Consider the following 19,453-nt stretch of genomic DNA (forward strand, 5'->3'; position numbering starts at 1 on the left):
CGCCGGTGGGCGCATCCGGCGCGTACGCTCACGAAACCGCTGAGGAAAGGTATCCCCGCATGTCGATCCGGGTCATGCTCGTCGACGATCAGGTCCTGCTCCGTACCGGCTTCCGCATGGTGCTGGCGGCCCAGCCCGACATGGAGGTGGTCGCCGAGGCCGGAGACGGCCTGGAGGCGCTGGAGGTGCTGCGCGCCACCGCCGTGGACGTGGTGCTGATGGACGTGCGCATGCCGCGACTGGACGGCGTGGAGGCCACGCGCCGCATCTGCGCGCAGCAGAACCCGCCGAAGGTGCTGATACTGACCACCTTCGACCTCGACGAGTACGCCTTCTCCGCGCTGAAGGTCGGGGCCAGCGGCTTCATGCTCAAGGACGTACCGCCCGGCGAACTCCTCGGCGCGATCCGAGCCGTCCACAGCGGCGACGCCGTGGTGGCCCCCAGCACCACCCGCCGCCTCCTCGACCGCTTCACCCCGATGCTCCCGAGCACCTCCAAGGACCCCTCCAACTCCGAACTGGACCGCCTCACGGGCCGCGAGCGCGAGGTCATGCTCCTGGTCGCCCAGGGCATGTCCAACGGCGAGATCGCCGCCCGCCTGGTCCTCTCCGAAGCCACCGTGAAGACCCACGTGGGCCGCATCCTCACCAAACTGGGCCTCCGGGACCGGGTGCAGGTCGTCGTCATGGCCTACGAGTCGGGGCTCGTACGGGCGGGCGGCGGGGGGCAGTAGGGGCGGAGCGGTGCTGCTCGCAGGAGTCGCGCGTTCGCTGCGCGGATGACTCGGGCGGCCCTCGTGCGGCCGTCCCGTTGTCAGCGCAGCACGCTCTGCAGGAAGTCGCTGCCGATGCGGGCCACGAGCGTCAGGTCGAGCTGGTGGAGCACGTAGCGGCCGCGGCGGCGGGTGGAGAGGAGGTCGGCCTTTTTGAGGATCGCTATGTGGCGGGAGACCTCCGGCGGCGTCAGGCCGTAGGCCGCCGCCAGTTCGCCCGTGGTGTGCGGGCCGCGGGCGAGGGTGCGGCACAGGCGCATGCGGATCGGGTGGGCGAGGGCTTCCAGGCGGCGCTGGACCACTTGGAGGGCCATCACTTCGGGGAGTTCCGGGGACGCGATCGGGTACTGGATCACCGGGGACCAGCCGGGGCGGTGCAGCACGAAGAGATGCGGCCAGCCGAAGGCGGTCGGGACGAAGGTGAGGGAGTTTCCGTACGCGCTGGTGCGGGAGCTGGCGAGCTTGTCCACCATGATCCGCGAGCCGTCCTCGGAAAGCGTCACCGCCGGTGAGACCGCGGCCAGCGCCTCGGCCAGGCCCTTGCGCCGGAGCAGATCCGCCTTATGGCGCGCGTCGGCCGCCAACTGGCCCCGTACGCGCTCCCAGGTGTCCCCGAAGAACGCCTGCTCGCAGTCCTCCAGCAACCGCCGCAGCCACGCCCGCAGCGCGCGTGGCTCCTCCAGCATCCGGTCCGTGAAATCGGCCTGCTTGGGGCCGCGCGCGGCCGACAGCTCGCGGACCAGGGCCCGCTGTCCGGCGTCGACCAGCGGGGACGGCACCGCGCGGTCGTACGTGGTCGAGCAGGTGATCTCGAAGGCCGCGGACACGAACGTCTCGTCGTCGATCCGGTCGAGCGCGTCCAGCTCCTCGGCGAGCGTCGCCCCCGGTACGGACGGCAGCAGGATGTCCGAGCGCGCCGACCGCCACAGGAAGTCCGCCTCGGTCAGCCGGTCGGCGAGGTCCGGCTTGAGGGAGGCGGCGGTCGCGGTGGCCCAGCCGTGCAGGCCCGGGTGGTGGGCCGGCTCGGACAGGGCGTGCAGCATCGCGCCCAGCTCGGCCAGCGGCGACGGGCTGAAGCCGATGCGCTCCAGGGGCAGCCCCGTGATGTCGATGTCCACGCTCATGGGTTCATCGTGCCGGTCGCCGGCGCGGGCCCGCGCGTCGATTGACGGTCCTCGTCAATCGACGCGCCGCGGGCGGGCGGTGCGTCGCACGGTGAGGCTCAGGCCGGTCCCGTACCGGCGGAGCACCCTTCTTGAGGTACCGAGGAGAGAACCGTGGACGCCATCCAGCAGCACATGTTCGACGCCTACCGCGCCGCCCGGCGCGGCGAGCCGGCTCCGCCCGCGCCCGGCTCCGGGGACCTGCGCGCGGTGCGGGAGGCGCGCCGGTGGCGGGAGTTCGTGGCCGTCGTCGACGAACGGGCCGCGGCCCGGCGCGCCCGCGCGCGTGCCCGCCGCGCCGCACTGGTCCGGCTCCTGCGGCTCGGCGGCGGGCGCGTTCCCGTCGGCCGTACGCCGGGGCAGGAGGCTCGTACGCCGGGTCAGGAGGTCCGTTCGGCTGCCGGCCCCCGGCTTCCCTCCGGACGGCCGGGGGCGGGGCGCCGGGCGTGAGGCCGGGTGCCGGGTGCGAGCCGGGGCGGGGCCCGGGCGTGAGGGGCCGCGGGCGCTGTTCGGGTACGGGCGCGGGCGGCGTGCGGGCGAGGGGTGCGGGCGGGGCGTCGGCCGGGTACGTACGGTCGTGAGCGGCGCTCCGCCCGGTTCCGTACGGCCGTGAGCGGGGTGTCCGTGAAGTTATCCACAGGCGGTGGACGGTGCCGCCGTCGCCCGGAAACACTCGCGTAGCATGACGGGGAAATCGTCCGGTACCCCCCGCGGACTGGAACGGAAGGCCGTCGCCGCGTGAACGCACCTCACCCCCCGAACCCCACGGGCCCCTCCGAGCAGACCAATCCGAAGGACCGCCCCGCCCGCCTCACCGTCGGCGTCGTCGGCGCGGGCCGCGTCGGCCCCGCGCTCGCCGCCGCGCTGAGCCTGGCCGGCCACCGCCCCGTAGCCGTCTCCGGCGTCTCCGACGCCTCCGTCAGGCGCGCTGCGGCCCTGCTCCCGGACGTACCGCTGGTGCCGCCCGGCGAAGTGCTGGCCCGCGCCGACCTCGTCCTCCTCACCGTCCCCGACGACGCCCTGCCCGGCCTGGTCGCGGGGATCGTCGAGACCGGGGCCGTGCGTTCCGGGCAGCTCCTGGTCCACACCTCCGGGCGGTTCGGGACGGCCGTGCTCGACCCCGCCCGCCGGGCCGGGGCCCTGCCGCTGGCCCTGCACCCCGCGATGACGTTCACCGGCACGCCGGTCGACGTGCAGCGCCTCGCGGGCTGCTCCTTCGGCGTCACCGCCCCCGACGAACTCCGGCTCGCCGCCGAGGCCCTGGTCATCGAGATGGGCGGCGAGCCCGAATGGGTCGAGGAGACCGCCCGCCCGCTCTACCACGCGGCCCTCGCCATCGGCGCGAACCACCTCGTCACCCTGGTCGCCCAGTCCATGGAGCTGCTGCGCGCCGCCGGGGTCGAGGCCCCCGACCGGATGCTCGGTCCCCTCCTCGGCGCGGCCCTCGACAACGCGCTGCGCAGCGGCGACGACGCGCTGACCGGCCCGGTGGCCCGCGGCGACGCCGGCACCGTCGCCGCCCACGTCGCGGAGTTGCGCGCGCACGCGCCCCAGTCCCTCGCCGGTTACCTGGCGATGGCCCGTACGACGGCGGACCGCGCCCTCGCCCACGGGCTGCTGAAACCGGAGCTGGCGGAGGACCTGCTCGGCGTCCTCGCGGACGGCGGAGCCCGCCGGGACGGGGAGGCGGACCAGTGAACGGGCGGCCCGGCGCCGAGGCCCCCCTTCGGAGGGCGGCCGACGCGCCTGAGCCCTCCGCTCGTACGGCGGTCGACGAGCCTGAGCCCTCTGCTCGTACGGCGGTTGACGAGCCTGAGCCCTCTGCTCGTACGGCGGTTGACGAGCCTGAGCCTTTCGCTCGTACGGTGGCTGACGCTCCCGGAGCCCCGCCGCTCCGTACAGCGACCGACGCCCCCGCGGACCCGCTCCGTACGGCGACCGAAGGCCCCGCGGACCCGCTCCGTACGGCGACCGAAGGCCCCGCGGACCCGCTCCGTACGGCGACCGAAGGCCCCGCGGACCCGCTCCGTACGGCGGCCGAGCTGCGCGCTCTGTCCCGGGCGCCGGACGAGCGGCGCGCCGTCGTGATGACCATGGGCGCGCTCCACGAAGGGCACGCGACGCTGATCCGCGCCGCCCGCGACCGCGTCGGCCCGCGCGGGCAGGTCGTCGTCACCGTCTTCGTGAACCCGCTCCAGTTCGGTGCGGGCGAGGACCTCGACCGCTACCCGCGCACCCTCGAAGCGGACCTGCGGACCGCCCAGGAGGCGGGCGCGGACGCCGTGTTCGCCCCCGCCGCGGACGAGGTCTACCCCGGCGGCGAACCCCAGGTCCGCATCTCCGCCGGCCCCATGGGCGAGCGCCTCGAAGGCGCCCACCGGCCCGGCCACTTCGACGGCATGCTCACCGTCGTCGCCAAACTCCTCCACCTCACCGCGCCGGACCTCGCCCTCTACGGACAGAAGGACGCCCAGCAGCTGGCGCTGATCCGCCGCATGGTCCGGGACCTGAACTTCCCCGTCGAGATCGTCGGCGTGGAGACCGTACGGGAGGCCGACGGCCTCGCCCTCTCCAGCCGCAACCGCTATCTCTCCGCCGCCGATCGCGCTGCCGCGCTCGGACTCTCCCGGGCCCTGTTCGCCGCCCGCGAGGCGGCGCCGCTCGGCCCGGCCGCCGTTCGAAAGGCCGCCCGCGGCGTCCTGGACAGTCGGCAAAGCGGTCTGGACGGTCATCGCAGCGGTCTGGACGGCCATCACGGCGTCCTGGACGGTAGCCACAGCGGTCCGGTCGGTCGTGGTGCTCGCGGCGGCGCTGCCGACGATTGCGGCGCGCACGACGGCGCTGCCGACAATCGCGGCGCTCGCGACGGAATTCCCGGCAATCGCGGCGCTCACGACGGAACTCTTGAGGAGCGCGGCACGCCCGACGGACCGGCGTCCGCGGCACCGCCGCTCGTCCTCGACTACCTCGCTCTCGTCGATCCCGCCGACTTCACCGAGGTCCCCGACGACCACACCGGCGACGCCGTGCTCGCCGTCGCCGCGAAGGCCGGCACCACGCGCCTGATCGACAACATCCCCCTGGAGTTCGGAGCGGAACGATGACCGGCATACGCCTCCACGCCCCCGAGCCCGGCTGGGCGCTCGAAGCCGATGTCATCGTCATCGGCTCCGGCGTCGCGGGACTCACCGCCGCACTGCGCTGCGCTGCCGCCGGGGCCAAGGTCACCGTCGTCACCAAGGCGCGCCTCGACGACGGCTCCACCCGCTGGGCGCAGGGCGGCATAGCCGCGGCCCTCGGCGACGGGGACACCCCCGACCAGCACCTCGACGACACCCTCGTCGCGGGCGCGGGCCTCTGCGACGAGGCGGCCGTACGCTCCCTGGTCACCGAGGGCCCCGCCGCGGTGCGGCGGCTCATCGCGACCGGCGCGCACTTCGACACGGCGGCCGAGACCGGCGAGATCCTGCTGACCCGCGAGGGCGGCCATCACCGCCGCCGCATCGCCCACGCGGGCGGCGACGCGACCGGCGCCGAGATCTCGCGCGCGCTGGTCGAAGCGGTACGGGCGGCGGGCATCGAGACCGTGGAGAACGCGCTCGTCCTCGATCTGCTCAAGGACGCCGACGGGCGCGCCGCGGGCGTCACCCTGCACGTCATGGGGGAGGGCCGACGCGACGGCGTCGGCGCCGTGCGCGCTCCGGCCGTCGTCCTGGCGACCGGCGGCATGGGCCAGGTCTTCTCCGCCACCACCAACCCGGCGGTCTCCACGGGCGACGGCGTCGCGCTGGCGCTGCGCGCCGGGGCGGAGGTCTCCGACCTCGAATTCGTCCAGTTCCACCCCACGGTGCTGTGGCTGGGGCCCGACGCCGAGGGGCAGCAGCCGCTGGTGTCCGAGGCGGTGCGGGGCGAGGGCGCCCACCTCGTCGACGCCGACGGCGTCCGCTTCATGCTCGGTCAGCACGAACTCGCCGAACTGGCGCCGCGCGACATCGTCGCCAAGGCCATCATGCGGCGGATGCGCGAGCGGGACGCCGAGCACATGTACCTCGACGCCCGCCATTTCGGCGCCCGGATGTGGGAGACGCGCTTCCCCACCATCCTCGCCGCCTGCCGCGCCCACGGCATCGACCCGGTCACCGAGCCGATCCCGGTGGCCCCCGCCGCCCACTACGCCTCGGGCGGCGTACGGACCGACCTGCGCGGCCGCACCACGGTCCCCGGCCTGTACGCGTGCGGCGAGGTCGCCTGCACCGGAGTCCACGGAGCCAACCGACTGGCGTCCAACTCGCTCCTGGAGGGCCTGGTCTTCGCGGAGCGCATCGCGGCGGAAGTGACGGCCGACGCGACGACAGACGTAACGGCCGACGTAACGGCCCCGGGGGACGCCGGGGCATCCGAGGCGGCTCCGGGGGCGCTCGGGGCGCGTACGGAGGCCGACTTCGAGGAGCAGGCGGGGGCTCCAGCAGCCCCCGCAGCCCCCACCTCGGCCGCCCGCGCCGCCGAGACGGCGCTCGTAGCTCCCGAGGCGCGCTTCGCGATTCAGCGCGTGATGGCCACCGGGGCCGGAGTGCTGCGTTCCGCCGCCAGCCTCGCGGAGGCCGCGACGCGGCTGACGCGGCTGCACGACGGCGCCGTCGACGCGCTGGCCCGCGAGGGCAAGACCGCCGAGCCCTCCGTCGAGACCTGGGAGACGACCAACCTCCTGCTCGTCGCCCGCGTCCTCGTCGCCGCCGCCCAGCGCCGCGAGGAGACCCGCGGCTGCCACTGGCGCGAGGACCACCCGGAGCGCGACGACGCGGCCTGGCACCGCCACCTCCTCGTGACGCTGCGCCCGGACCGCACCCTCGCCGTCCGCACGACGGACACCCCCGCCTTCCCCGCGACCATCGCCCACCTCCCCGAGACGGAGTCGTATCAGTGAGCACCCCCGACCTCCCCCTGCTCCAGATCGGCCGCGCCGGCCAGGGACCCGCCGACGCGGGTTCCGGCGGCGGCTGCGGTGACGCCTGCGGCTGCGGTGGCGGCGGCGAGCCGTACGACGCCGACCCGCTCGAATGCGGCCTCGACCCGGGCCTCGCGCAGTTGCTCGCGGACGCGGGGCTCGACCCGGTCCAGGTCGAGGACATCGCGCACCTGGCCATCGAGGAGGACCTCGACCAGGGCGTGGACGTCACGACCGTCGCGACCGTCCCGGAGGGCGCCGTCGCCATAGGCGACTTCACGGCGCGGGAGAGCGGCACCGTCGCCGGGCTGCGCGTCGCCGAGGCGGTCCTGTCCGTCGTCTGCATGGACGAGTTCGAGGTCGATCGGCATGTGGAGGAGGGCGACCGCGTGACGGTCGGTCAGAAACTGCTGTCCGTACGGGCCCGTGCCCGCGACCTGCTCACCGGCGAGCGCAGCGCGCTCAACCTCATGTGCCGCCTCTCCGGCATCGCGACGGCGACCCGCGCCTGGGCCGACGTCCTGGACGGCTCGACGGCCGAGGTCCGCGACACCCGCAAGACCACGCCCGGACTGCGCGCCCTGGAGAAGTACGCGGTCCGCTGCGGCGGCGGCGTCAACCACCGCATGTCGCTGTGCGACGCCGCGCTCATCAAGGACAACCACGTCATCGCGGCGGGCGGGGTGGCCGAGGCCTTCAAGGCGGTACGGGCGGAGTTCCCGGACGTGCCCATCGAGGTCGAGGTGGACACCCTCGATCAGATCCCGCCGATCCTCGCGGAGGGCGCGGACCTCATCCTGCTCGACAACTTCACCCCCGAGCAGACCCGCGAGGCTGTCGAACTCGTCGCGGGCCGCGCCGTACTCGAATCCTCCGGCCGCCTCACCCTCGACAACGCCCGCGCCTACGCGGACGCCGGCGTCGACTACCTCGCCGTGGGCGCCCTCACGCACTCCTCCCCGATCCTGGACATCGGCCTGGACCTGCGGGAGAGCGACCAGGACAACCTGAGCGACCAGAGGGATCACGACACCGCCGACACCACGGAGGAGCGGGTCTGATGCTGCTCACCATCGACGTCGGAAACACCCACACCGTCCTCGGCCTCTTCGACGGCGAGGACATCGTCGAGCACTGGCGGATCTCCACCGACGCCCGCCGCACCGCCGACGAACTGGCCGTACTCCTCCAGGGCCTGATGGGCATGCACCCGCTGCTCGGCGAGGAGCTGAGCGACGGCATCGAGGGCATCGCCATCTGCTCCACCGTCCCCTCCGTCCTCCAGGAACTGCGCGAGGTGACCCGCCGCTATTACGGGGACGTGCCCGCGATCCTCGTGGAGCCCGGCGTCAAGACGGGCGTGCCGATCCTGATGGACAACCCGAAGGAGGTCGGCGCCGACCGCATCATCAACGCGGTCGCGGCCGTCGAGCTGTACGGCGGGCCCTGCGTCGTCGTGGACTTCGGCACGGCCACCACCTTCGACGCGGTCAGCGCGCGCGGCGAGTACGCGGGCGGCGTCATCGCGCCCGGCATCGAGATCTCCGTCGAGGCGCTCGGCGTCAAGGGCGCCCAGCTCCGCAAGATCGAACTGGCCCGGCCGCGCAGTGTCATCGGCAAGAACACCGTCGAAGCCATGCAGTCCGGCATCCTCTACGGCTTCGCCGGGCAGGTCGACGGCGTCGTGACCCGCATGGCCGCCGAACTCGCCGACGACCCCGAGGACGTCACCGTCATCGCGACGGGCGGCCTCTCGCCGCTGGTGCTCGGCGAGTCGTCGGTCATCGACGAGCACGAGCCGTGGCTCACGCTCATCGGGCTGCGGCTCGTCTACGAACGCAACGTCTCGCGCGCTTAACATCGTCCCCGACGATCTTGGTCGGGCCCCGGCGGCCCGGCCGGGGCAACCAACCCGACGCACGAACGGTCCTGCAGGCGGGGGGAGTTGCGGGAGCGGGCGAGGGGCGTGGGATGTATGGGCGTGAAGCGGAAGTTATGCCGCGCGGCGGTGGCCGTGGCCGCACTGGCGGCCGGAGCGGTCCTGGCGACGGGCCAGGCCGACGCCGACCCCATGCCGCCGGCGCGCGGCCCCGGCACGTACGCGACCGTCGCCTACCAAGCCGTCGACTACCAGGCCGTCGGGCACGTGGTCGCGGGCAGGGTCGGGCAGACCGTCCCCATCGAACTGGGCGTCAGAAACGGCGGTCCGGGAGTGGCGGCCCCCGACGGCCGGACGGGGCGCGGCGCGGGCGCGTACGAGATCACGCCGCCGGAGGGCATCACGATCACCTCGGGCGCCGGTTCCTGCGGGGTGAAGGGCTCGCGGACGTACGTCTGCGCGATCGGCGCGCCGTTGCGACCCGGCGCCACGGACACGCTCCGCCTCGACGTCCGTATCGACAGGAAGGTCGTGGGCGCGGAAGGGGAGATCCGCGTCCTGGACGGCGGGGACGCGCACCGCGATCCGTACCCGGAGAACGACGCGGCCCCGATCCTGACGGACATCGAGGACACGGAGTCCGCGAACGCCCTGACGGTCACCGCCAAACCAGCGCCTCCGGCGGCGGCCCTGGCCGAAACGGGCCCTGGAGACGCCCCGCTCCTCCTGGCGATAGCGACGGGCGCCCTGGCCCTAGGCATAACAGCCACAACAACGCCCCCACGCCGCCACCACCAATAACCCCACCCCCACTCGCCGCACCAGCCCCCAAGCCCAGCCATTCCTGCCCGTCCGGCGTTTGAGGACACTTGGCCCGGTAGGGCCGCCTCCGCCCAGCGCCTGTACGGCCACCCACCCAGCCCGTCCGGCGTTTGAGGACATCCCGGCCAACCGGCCGGCACCCATCGCCCCACCCAGCCCGTCCGGCGCTTGAGGACACACAACAGAGGACACACAACAAGGGCACCCCCACAACCACAACCCAAGCCCGCTGCAAGCGCCCGGCCACGCCCGACTAGTACCTCCTAAACCATTTTTGTCCGGTAAGCACTTAAAGTCGCCCCATGCCCACGCCCTATGGACCCCGCGGCGGAATGGCGTTCAGCGCGGACGAACTGCGTGTGCTCCGCCGCGCCCTCGCCATCGCCCTTCAGCCCCATCCCGTCCCCGCCCCGATCGGCCCCGCGCGGGCCGAGGAGGTCCAGGACTGTCTCCGGCTCGCCGAGGCCGTGGACGAGGCGGTCCGCGAGGGAGGCCGGCTGCGGGCCTTCCTCCTCGCCGACCTCGCCCGCTACCGGGCCGCTCTCCCCGGCTCCGCCCCCGGCTACCTGGAGCAGCTCCAAGGCGCCCTGGCGGCCGGCTACCTGCCGCGCCCGGACGACCTCGTCGCCCTCCGCTCGCTCTGCGCCGCCCCGACCGGCGACGCTGAGGCCGACCACCGCCGCGGCCTGCTGCACCGCTGCGAACGGATCGCCGAGCGGTCCGTACGGGCCCGCCTGGCGGAACACGCCGCCGAGCCGCCGCCCGTCCTGCCGAACTCGCGGCGCGCACAGCTCCTCGCCCTGCCCGGTGGGCGCGGCGCGCAGGCCGCCGAGAAGGCCGACGACGGCGAGGCGCGCCCCGCACCCCGGCCCGCCGCCCCCGCGAAGCCCGGCACGCCGCAGCCCAAGCGGCCCGCGCCCACCCCGGCCGAGGTCTTTCCGCCGCGCCGCCGCCCCGACCCGGCGGCGGCCCCGAAAACAGCTCCGAATACGGGCCCGAATACGGCTCCGGGCCCGGGCGGGGAGGCCCGTACGGCTTGAAAGCGCGCTGCCGGAACGCGCCGGGGTATACCGGAGTGTGCGGTGGCGGCGCATACTGTTCCGCCACCCGGGCCGAGGCCCCCGGCCGAGGGTCGCTAACCTGGATGTCTCGCGCAGCAATCGCGGCGGCAGCCGCAGAAGGAGGCCGACGGCCATGGACTACGTCTCCGCGCTGGTCCCGCCCGTGGTGATGGCGGTGGCCTTCATCGCGCTGATCGTGACGATCGTCAAAAGCCAGGGCGGCGCGAACAAGAGCAAGGAAGACGCGGCGGTCGACGCCGTGCTCAATCGCGTCGAATCCGCTCAGCAGGCGCCCAAGGGTTCCGGGGCCTGATTTCGTCCGGACCGTGCCCAGGGTTCTGCCCAGGGATTCGACCGGGAACCCGTCGGCGGCCGTCGCCCACCGCGCGCCGCCACCGCACGTAACGAAGGAGCGCGCGGGCCGCGATCACAAATCGCGGCCCGCGCGCCTCTTTATGTCGCTCAAATAAACCGGCATTGGAGACATCTCCCACTATTATTCGCGTGTGCCTCGACGACTGGGTGATCTGGAAGACGCCGTCATGACGCGCGTGTGGGAGTGGAACCGTCCCGTCACTGTTCGAGAAGTCCTGGAAGACCTTCAGCGGGAACGCTCCATCGCCTACACCACGGTCATAACCGTGATGGACAACCTGTATCAGAAGGGCTGGGTACGGCGGGAAGTGGAAGGCCGCGCCTATAGATATGCCGCGGTCTCCACCAGGGCCGCCTACTCGGCCGCACTGATGAACGACGCGTGGTCCGTCAGCGACAACCGGGCGGCCGCTCTGGTGGCGTTCTTCGGGATGATGTCCGCCGAAGAGCGGGAGGCCCTGCGGGATGCGATGCGGGTGGTGCAACTCGGGCCCGGCGACAGCTCCGGCGAGGCGGGGCGATAGCGTCCGGCCATGGCCGCACTATCGAATGTCGTCACCGTCCGCCGGGCCAGGACCAGCGATGTACCGGCGCTCCGCCGACTCGTCGACTCGTACGTACCCGACGGCATCCTCCTCGACAAAGCCATGGTGACGCTTTACGAGGACATCCAGGAGTTCTGGGTCGCCGAGCGGGCCGCGGAAGCCGTCGAAGCCGCAGAAGACGCCCAAGCAGCCGAAGCAGCCGAAGCCGCAGAAGGCGCCGATGCAGCCGAAGCCGCGGAAGCCGCCGAAGAGATGGCCGCCGAGGTCATCGGCTGCGGCGCGCTGCATGTGATGTGGGAAGACCTGGCGGAGGTACGTACTCTCGCGGTCGACAAGACCGTCAAGGGGCTCGGAGTCGGTCATCTGGTTCTGGACAAGCTGTTGGAGACCGCTCGATGGCTGGGGGTGCGCAGAATTTTCTGCCTCACCTTCGAAGTCGACTTCTTCGCCAAGCACGGCTTCGTGGAGATCGGCGAGACACCCGTCGATGGTGATGTCTACAGTGAGCTGCTGCGTTCCTATGACGAGGGCGTTGCCGAGTTCCTGGGTCTCGAACGGGTGAAGCCGAACACCCTTGGCAACAGCCGGATGCTTCTGCATCTGTGATCGCGGGCCCTATGTCCGAATCGCGCCCCTATCACATGGCTCTGGAACGCGTGGTTCCCACGCGGAAGCCGAGGCGAACCTTCCCCGGGGGTTTGTGTTTTTCCGGGAAAGGCGGTTTGCTATTCCCTCGTAGTGTAATTACTGGGGCAGCGACATGCGCTGCTATCGCCGTGGACCCCAGACCCCCTTTTCTGTGAAAGGAATCCCCCGTGGCACAGAAGGTTCAGGTCCTTCTTGTCGATGACCTCGACGGTGGCGAGGCCGACGAGACCGTCACGTTCGCACTGGACGGCAAGACCTACGAGATCGACCTCACCACCGCCAACGCCGACAAGCTGCGCGGCCTGCTTGAGCCGTACACGAAGAGTGGCCGCCGCACCGGTGGCCGCGCCGCCGCCAGTCGCGGCAAGGCCCGCGCCGGCGCGGGCAGCAGCCAGGACACCGCGAAGATCCGCGCGTGGGCGAAGGCGAACGGCTATGAGGTCAACGACCGCGGCCGCGTGCCCGCGACGGTGCGTGAGGCTTACGAGAAGGCCAACGGCTGAAAACCCGAGGGCCGACCGCTGCGAGCCCCCGAGGCGCGTAGCAACCGGGCCCGGTGGCATTCGGTGGCCGCCGCGCCCACGAGCCGTACGAGATCGGGGGCGCCCCCACCGTCCCCGAGGCCGGTGACCGGCAGCGTCGGTTCGACCTCGCACCCCGGTTCGGGAGGCCGTACCCACACGGTCTCCCGCGAGCCGGCGACCGCGTCCGGCGTCGGTGCGGCGATCCGGCCGCCCGGTCCGAGCACCGTGAGATCGAGGGCGATGCCGCCCCACTCCAGCCAGTCGAGCAGCCCCGGCAGCTCGTCGGCGCTGCCCGCGGCGACCAGCAGCCGCACGGCGCCCGCGCGTGGGTCGTAGGCGACCGGACCGGTCCGCGCCACTCGCCGCAGCACCGCGAACCCGGCGTCGGAGGGCACCTCCAGCACGTCGAACCGGACCCCGGTGAGCAGGTGTACGGGCTCCCCGGCCGAGCCCCCCGTGGCCGGCCAGCCCAGCTCGCGCTCGTACCACCGCCGGACGGCGTCGAGCGGCGCCCGGGGGCGGGGCACGGGAACGACGGGAGTCATGCCTGCTGCAACTGGCCCGAACCCATAGAGGTTACGCTCGGTACGGGCCTCGAAGCGAACCGTGATCGGCAAGAGGTGTTCGGGGGCTTCGAGGGGGCGCGCGGGTGTTCGCCCGTAGCGGATGGAATCCGCCCGCGCGGCATGGACTGTCAGTGCTGACGGGTAAGACATCCCTAGTGGAGAGGGGCGGTCCGCGTGTCAGGAGGCTCAGCGTTCGCCATCGGCGTACTGGTGACGGGCGTATATGCCTGGCCTGCGGGAACATCGTCTCGCACCATCGGGTTGGAGCAGATGTCGGCTGTTCGGCATATTGGTTTCCCCGCTGCGGTGGGGGTGATCCGGACGGATGTCGGCAGTTGGAATGAGCTGTCCCGTCCTACGGGACTAGCATGCGGAAGGACAGGGAGGGGACCGTCCCCGATCTGCCTGACCGCTCTGAGGAGCGATTAACGATGTTCGAGAGGTTCACCGACCGCGCGCGGCGGGTTGTCGTCCTGGCTCAGGAAGAAGCCCGGATGCTCAACCACAACTACATCGGCACCGAGCACATCCTCCTGGGCCTGATCCACGAGGGTGAGGGTGTCGCCGCTAAGGCCCTGGAGAGCCTCGGGATTTCGCTCGAGGCGGTCCGCCAGCAGGTGGAGGAGATCATCGGGCAGGGCCAGCAGGCCCCGTCCGGGCACATCCCCTTCACCCCCCGTGCCAAGAAGGTCCTGGAGCTGTCGCTCCGCGAGGCCCTCCAGCTCGGCCACAACTACATCGGTACGGAGCACATCCTGCTCGGCCTGATCCGCGAGGGCGAGGGCGTCGCCGCCCAGGTCCTCGTGAAGCTGGGCGCCGATCTGAACCGGGTGCGGCAGCAGGTCATCCAGCTGCTCTCCGGCTACCAGGGCAAGGAGGCCGCCACGGCAGGCGGCCCGGCCGAGGGCACGCCCTCGACCTCCCTCGTCCTGGACCAGTTCGGCCGCAACCTGACTCAGGCCGCCCGCGAATCCAAGCTCGACCCGGTCATCGGGCGCGAGAAGGAGATCGAGCGGGTCATGCAGGTGCTGTCCCGCCGTACCAAGAACAACCCGGTCCTCATCGGCGAGCCCGGCGTCGGCAAGACGGCGGTCGTCGAGGGACTGGCGCAGGCCATCGTCAAGGGCGAGGTGCCCGAGACCCTCAAGGACAAGCACCTCTACACCCTGGACCTCGGCGCGCTGGTCGCCGGCTCCCGCTACCGCGGTGACTTCGAGGAGCGCCTGAAGAAGGTCCTCAAGGAGATCCGCACCCGCGGCGACATCATCCTGTTCATCGACGAGCTCCACACCCTCGTGGGTGCGGGCGCCGCCGAGGGCGCGATCGACGCGGCTTCGATCCTGAAGCCGATGCTGGCCCGCGGCGAGCTCCAGACGATCGGCGCCACGACGCTCGACGAGTACCGCAAGCACCTGGAGAAGGACGCCGCGCTGGAGCGCCGCTTCCAGCCCATCCAGGTCGCGGAGCCGTCGCTGCCGCACACCATCGAGATCCTCAAGGGGCTGCGCGACCGTTACGAGGCCCACCACCGGGTCTCCATCACGGACGAGGCGCTGGTCCAGGCCGCCACCCTGGCCGACCGCTACATCTCCGACCGCTTCCTGCCGGACAAGGCGATCGACCTGATCGACGAGGCCGGCTCCCGGATGCGCATCCGCCGGATGACCGCTCCGCCGGACCTCCGCGAGTTCGACGAGAAGATCGCCGACGTGCGCCGGGACAAGGAGTCCGCGATCGACTCGCAGGACTTCGAGAAGGCGGCCTCGCTGCGCGACAAGGAGAAGCAGCTCCTCGCCGGCAAGGCGAAGCGGGAGAAGGAGTGGAAGGCCGGCGACATGGACGTCGTCGCCGAGGTCGACGGCGAGCTGATCGCCGAGGTCCTGGCCACGGCCACCGGCATCCCGGTCTTCAAGCTGACCGAGGAGGAGTCCTCCCGGCTGCTGCGCATGGAGGACGAGCTGCACAAGCGCGTCATCGGCCAGAAGGACGCCATCAAGGCGCTCTCCCAGGCCATCCGGCGCACGCGTGCGGGCCTCAAGGACCCGAAGCGCCCCGGCGGCTCGTTCATCTTCGCGGGCCCGTCCGGCGTCGGTAAGACCGAGCTGTCCAAGACGCTCGCCGAGTTCCTCTTCGGCGACGAGGACGCGCTGATCTCCCTCGACATGTCGGAGTTCAGCGAGAAGCACACGGTCTCCCGGCTCTTCGGCTCCCCTCCCGGCTACGTCGGGTACGAGGAGGGCGGCCAGCTCACCGAGAAGGTGCGCCGCAAGCCGTTCTCCGTCGTCCTCTTCGACGAGGTCGAGAAGGCCCACCCGGACATCTTCAACTCGCTGCTCCAGATCCTGGAGGACGGTCGGCTGACCGACTCCCAGGGCCGGGTCGTCGACTTCAAGAACACGGTCATCATCATGACGACCAACCTGGGCACCCGGGACATCTCGAAGGGCTTCAACCTCGGCTTCGCGGGCACGGCCGATGTGAAGACGAACTACGAGCGCATGAAGAACAAGGTCAACGAAGAGCTCAAGCAGCACTTCCGCCCCGAGTTCCTCAACCGCGTCGATGACACGGTCGTCTTCCACCAGCTGACCGAGGAAGACATCATCCAGATCGTCGACCTCATGCTCGCCAAGGTGGACGAGCGGCTCAAGGACCGCGACATGGGCATCGAGCTCAGCGCGGACGCCAAGTCGCTGCTCGCCAAGCGGGGCTACGACCCGGTCCTGGGCGCCCGGCCGCTGCGCCGGACGATCCAGCGGGAGATCGAGGACATCCTCTCCGAGAAGATCCTCTTCGGTGAGCTGCGCCCCGGTCACATCGTGGTCGTCGGCGTCGAGGGCGAGGGCGACCAGCGGAAGTTCACCTTCCGCGGCGAGGAGAAGGCGGCTCTGCCGGACACTCCGCCGATCGAGCAGGCGGCCGGCGGCGCCGGGCCGAATCTGAGCAAGGAAGCATGACGCGCAACGCCTGACGGCGATGTGCGAGGGGCCGGCCCCGGACCGTATGCAACGGTCCGGGGCCGGTTTTTTTCGTTTACGGGCCGGGGTCGGCCCTTCCCGTACGGGGCCGGGCGGTGGGGCTGAGGCCCGGTCGATCCCCTGTGCGCGGGGCCGGGACCGGAATTTCGTCTGGGTGCATTTGGGCTGATCGTGCCGTCGCGATCACGGGCGCATAGGCTCGCCGCATGGCCATCACCACCGCGCTCTGGTCCTTCGCCCTGGTCGTCGGGCTGCTTACCCTGACGCTCGGGCTCGACACCGCCCTCGTCCTGCGGACGGCCGCCCTGGGCGAGCGCCGCCGGGCGTGGGGCGTCGTGCTGGGCATCCAGAGCGGCACGCTGCTGTGGGGCGCCCTGACCTCCGTGGGCGTCACGGCACTGCTGGCGGCCTCCCATGTCGCGTACCAGACGCTGCGCTGGGCGGGGGCCGCGTACCTGCTGTGGATGGGCGCGCGGATGCTCTGGCTCACCTGGCGCGGCACCAGCGCCGACGGCGGGAGCGGCGGGGGTGGCACGGTCCGGCAGGAGGCGGCGGCGATCAGCGACCCGTCCGACAGCCTGCTCGACGGCTGGCGGCGCGGGTTGCTGACGAACGCGCTGAACCCCAAGGTCGGCGTGTTCTACGTCGCCGTCCTGCCCCAGTTCATCCCGGCGACCGCGCCGCACCTCGCCACGGGGCTGCTGCTCACGAGCGTCCACGTGGTGCTGGGCCTGCTCTGGTCCACGGTGCTCGTCGCCTTCGCGCGGGCGCTGCGCGGCTGGCTGCGGAAGCCGTCGGCGCGGCGGGTGCTGGACCGGGTGACGGGCACGGTGATCGTGGGGTTCGGAGTGAAGCTGGCGATGGGCGACTGAGGCCGCGGTGCGGGCCTGGGGCCTGGGAAGGCTTACGCGCCCTACGAGGCCGGAACGCGGGACTCCGTCCGGGACTCCGCCCGTACGCGCCCTCCTTCCAGTTCGACGCGTCGGCCCTCGAAGCGCCGGGTGAGCATGCGGTCGTGGGAGACGGTGACCAGCGCGCCCCGGTAGTGGGACAGGGCCTCCTCCAGGTCCTCGACCAGGGCGGGGGAGAGGTGGTTGGTCGGCTCGTCGAGCAGCAGGAGGTCGACCGGGCGTCGCAGCAGACGGGCCAGGGACAGCCGCCGCAGCTGGCCGACGGACAGGGCGCCCACCGGTGTCAGCAGGTCGTCCGGGCGGAACAGCCCGAGCCCGAGCAGCGCCTCGCGGTGCTCGTCGGGCGCACCGGGCAGGGACTCGGCGTAGGCGGCCAGCAGGGTGGCGCGCGGGTCGGTGATCTCGCCGGCGCTCTCCTGCGGGAGCCAGCCGGTTCTGCGGGCGCGGGCGACCGAGCCGTGGTCGGGTTCCTGGGCACCTGCCAGGACGCGGAGCAGGGTGCTCTTCCCGGCCCCGTTCGGGCCGGTGACGAGTACCCGCTCACCGGCCCTGACCTCGAAGGATTCGACGTCGAGCCGGTCGCCCACGCGTATCCGCGAGAGGCCGGCCAGGGGGTTCTGGCCGCCGGTGGCCCCCGTCCTTCCCGCCGGCCGTGCGGTGAAGCGCATCGGCTCCGGGGGACACGGAACAGGAGATTCCGTCAGCCGCCGCAGCCGCTCCTTGGCGTTGCGCACCCGGGCGGATATCTGCTTCTCCACGTTCCGCTGGTGCCGCTGCGCGGACCGCTCGGCGTCCCGGCGCGGCCCGGACGCCAGGACGCCGGCGGCGGTGTGGGCCAGGGCGCGCTGCCGGTCCACTTCGGCGAGCCAGTCCTGATGCTCCTGCTCCCAGCGGAGCCGGGCGGCCGCCTTATCGCGCAGATATCCGGCATAGCCGCTGCCGTGCCGGGTAACGGCGCGCCGTTCGGCGTCGACCTCCCACAGGGCGGTGGCGACGCGCTCCAGGAACACCCGGTCGTGCGAGACGACCAACACGCTGCCGCGATGCCGGCGCAGCCGTTCCTCCAGCCACTCCAGCCCCGCCGCGTCGAGATGGTTGGTGGGCTCGTCCAGCAGCAGCAACTGCGGGGACGCGGCGAGCAGACAGGCAAGCCCCAGCCGGGACAGCTCGCCGCCGGAAAGGCTGCCGAGCACCCGCTCCCGGCCGATGCCGCCCAGCCCGAGCCCGTGCAGGGCCGCCTCCACCCGGGCGTCGGCGGCGTACCCGTCCCGAGCCTCGAACGCCTCGACGAGCGCGCCGTACTCCTGGAGCCTGGCATCGAGATCGCCGGTGCCGCGCCCGAGCTCCTCCTCGGCGGCGCGCATCCGCGCTTCGAGCTCTCGCAGCTCGGCCAGGGCGTGATCGACGGCGCTCTGTACGGTGCCGTCGAGCGGAATGTCCGGCGTCTGCGGCAGATATCCGAGGCCGCCGGGGGCCTGTACGAGCACCTGCCCGCCGTCGGGCGCGTCGACCCCGGCGATCATGCGCAGGAGCGTCGACTTCCCGGAACCGTTCTCTCCGATTACCCCGATCCGCTCACCCAGAGCGACGGACACCCCGACCCCGTCCAGCACGGCCGGCCGCCCGGGCGCGGGTGCTCGTACGACATCGGTGAGGGCGACCTGAAAGGTCTGGGCGGGCTGAGAGGCCTGAGCGGGGCGTGAGCGATACGAGTTCTGCATGTGCGGATCCACCTTCTCGGCAGCGAAGTAACCATGAGTAATGCGGGGTCACCGAGAGGGAGCCAATTGGCCGCGCGGGTGAGCATGAACAGATGCGGTCAGACGCGATCAGGAGCGATCGAAGGCGGTCGGATACGACCGGATGCGGCCTGTCGGATAGGCGCCGACGGATACCCGATTGATGCGTACTCGATGCGTACCTGATATGGCGGATCGAGGCGTGCCAATTCGACGGCGCGCGAGTGCCGCGCCGCCGCGAGAGGGCCGCCAAGTAATCCGATCACCGCGGGCGCGGCACAAAGCCGGACACCCCTGCCACCCGGGAAGCGCTACGGCTCCCGAAGGCGAATCAGACGAAGAAGAAACGCATATGCATGGGGACAGGCTAGCGGGGTTTGTGGGAGGGGTCTCTCCATTTTCTGTGGGGGTGGGGGAGAGGGGGAGGGAGGGGCGAGAGTGGTGGGTGGGGTTTTCTGGGGGGGGGGTGGGTCCGAGGCCTCCGGCGCATGGCGTACCGCGGACATGACGTCGCGCAGCGGGGT

18 protein-coding genes are annotated in these 19,453 nt (G+C 72.1%); 15 read left to right on the forward strand and 3 right to left on the reverse strand.

Features of this window, described 5'->3' with window-relative positions; all coding sequences use genetic code 11:
- Positions 1–59: 59 nt before the first annotated feature.
- Entirely contained in the window at positions 60–734 is a 675-nt protein-coding gene (locus AB0I22_RS10825) for a response regulator transcription factor (RefSeq protein WP_363130359.1), read from the forward strand.
- Between the two features lie 80 nt (positions 735–814).
- Here the strand turns inward: AB0I22_RS10825 and AB0I22_RS10830 are convergent, their stop codons facing one another.
- On the reverse strand, positions 815–1,897 hold the full coding sequence (locus AB0I22_RS10830) for a DUF5937 family protein (RefSeq protein ID WP_363130360.1): 1,083 nt from the start codon (positions 1,895–1,897) through the stop codon (positions 815–817).
- Positions 1,898–2,050: 153 nt separating this feature from the next.
- On the opposite strand from AB0I22_RS10830, the gene AB0I22_RS10835 reads away from it, so the two are divergent.
- The 12 genes from AB0I22_RS10835 (at position 2,051) to AB0I22_RS10890 (ending at position 12,714) form a co-directional block, all read left to right on the forward strand.
- Positions 2,051–2,386, forward strand: a complete 336-nt coding sequence (locus AB0I22_RS10835; RefSeq protein WP_363130361.1) for a hypothetical protein — start codon at positions 2,051–2,053, stop codon at positions 2,384–2,386.
- Positions 2,387–2,674: 288 nt separating this feature from the next.
- Positions 2,675–3,634 carry a DUF2520 domain-containing protein gene (locus AB0I22_RS10840; protein ID WP_363130362.1) on the forward strand — a complete coding sequence of 320 codons (960 nt, stop codon included), beginning with the start codon at positions 2,675–2,677 and terminating at the stop codon, positions 3,632–3,634.
- Between the two features lie 167 nt (positions 3,635–3,801).
- Positions 3,802–5,040: a pantoate--beta-alanine ligase gene (panC, locus tag AB0I22_RS10845; protein ID WP_363130363.1), complete on the forward strand. Its 1,239-nt coding sequence runs from the start codon at positions 3,802–3,804 to the stop codon at positions 5,038–5,040.
- Entirely contained in the window at positions 5,037–6,860 is a 1,824-nt protein-coding gene (locus AB0I22_RS10850) for an L-aspartate oxidase (protein ID WP_363130364.1), read from the forward strand. Before panC ends, AB0I22_RS10850 begins: the two co-directional genes overlap by 4 nt.
- Positions 6,857–7,942 (forward strand): carboxylating nicotinate-nucleotide diphosphorylase, encoded by a 1,086-nt coding sequence (gene nadC / locus AB0I22_RS10855; protein WP_363130365.1) that lies wholly within the window; start codon positions 6,857–6,859, stop codon positions 7,940–7,942. The genes AB0I22_RS10850 and nadC overlap by 4 nt, the downstream gene beginning before the upstream one ends.
- Positions 7,942–8,739 carry a type III pantothenate kinase gene (locus AB0I22_RS10860; RefSeq protein ID WP_363130366.1) on the forward strand — a complete coding sequence of 266 codons (798 nt, stop codon included), beginning with the start codon at positions 7,942–7,944 and terminating at the stop codon, positions 8,737–8,739. Before nadC ends, AB0I22_RS10860 begins: the two co-directional genes overlap by 1 nt.
- Before the next feature lie 123 nt (positions 8,740–8,862).
- Entirely contained in the window at positions 8,863–9,561 is a 699-nt protein-coding gene (locus AB0I22_RS10865) for a hypothetical protein (RefSeq protein WP_363130367.1), read from the forward strand.
- Between the two features lie 353 nt (positions 9,562–9,914).
- Positions 9,915–10,622: a hypothetical protein gene (locus AB0I22_RS10870; RefSeq protein ID WP_363130395.1), complete on the forward strand. Its 708-nt coding sequence runs from the start codon at positions 9,915–9,917 to the stop codon at positions 10,620–10,622.
- A 154-nt stretch (positions 10,623–10,776) separates the two neighbouring features.
- Complete coding sequence (locus AB0I22_RS10875) at positions 10,777–10,956, forward strand: hypothetical protein (protein ID WP_363130368.1); 180 nt, start codon at positions 10,777–10,779, stop codon at positions 10,954–10,956.
- A gap of 193 nt (positions 10,957–11,149) precedes the next feature.
- Positions 11,150–11,542 carry a BlaI/MecI/CopY family transcriptional regulator gene (locus AB0I22_RS10880; protein WP_363130369.1) on the forward strand — a complete coding sequence of 131 codons (393 nt, stop codon included), beginning with the start codon at positions 11,150–11,152 and terminating at the stop codon, positions 11,540–11,542.
- A gap of 9 nt (positions 11,543–11,551) precedes the next feature.
- A complete protein-coding gene (locus AB0I22_RS10885; RefSeq protein ID WP_363130371.1) occupies positions 11,552–12,169 on the forward strand; it encodes an amino-acid N-acetyltransferase in 618 nt (205 codons plus the stop codon).
- Between the two features lie 209 nt (positions 12,170–12,378).
- Complete coding sequence (locus AB0I22_RS10890) at positions 12,379–12,714, forward strand: Lsr2 family protein (protein WP_363130372.1); 336 nt, start codon at positions 12,379–12,381, stop codon at positions 12,712–12,714.
- On the opposite strand, the gene AB0I22_RS10895 is transcribed toward AB0I22_RS10890, so the two are convergent.
- Entirely contained in the window at positions 12,693–13,280 is a 588-nt protein-coding gene (locus AB0I22_RS10895; RefSeq protein WP_363130373.1) for an SCO3374 family protein, read from the reverse strand. The genes AB0I22_RS10890 and AB0I22_RS10895 overlap by 22 nt on opposite strands.
- A 452-nt stretch (positions 13,281–13,732) precedes the next feature.
- Here AB0I22_RS10895 and AB0I22_RS10900 point away from each other — a divergent pair, with 452 nt between their 5' ends.
- Positions 13,733–16,258 (forward strand): ATP-dependent Clp protease ATP-binding subunit, encoded by a 2,526-nt coding sequence (locus AB0I22_RS10900; RefSeq protein ID WP_363130374.1) that lies wholly within the window; start codon positions 13,733–13,735, stop codon positions 16,256–16,258.
- 227 nt (positions 16,259–16,485) lie between these two features.
- Positions 16,486–17,151, forward strand: coding sequence for a LysE family translocator (locus tag AB0I22_RS10905; RefSeq protein ID WP_363130375.1), 666 nt, complete (start codon positions 16,486–16,488; stop codon positions 17,149–17,151).
- Positions 17,152–17,192: 41 nt separating this feature from the next.
- Here the strand turns inward: AB0I22_RS10905 and abc-f are convergent, their stop codons facing one another.
- Positions 17,193–18,911 carry a ribosomal protection-like ABC-F family protein gene (gene abc-f / locus AB0I22_RS10910; protein ID WP_363130376.1) on the reverse strand — a complete coding sequence of 573 codons (1,719 nt, stop codon included), beginning with the start codon at positions 18,909–18,911 and terminating at the stop codon, positions 17,193–17,195.
- Positions 18,912–19,453: the final 542 nt, after the last annotated feature.

The sequence above is a fragment of the Streptomyces sp. NPDC050610 genome (genome assembly GCF_040654875.1).
In the GTDB taxonomy this organism is placed as follows: domain Bacteria; phylum Actinomycetota; class Actinomycetes; order Streptomycetales; family Streptomycetaceae; genus Streptomyces.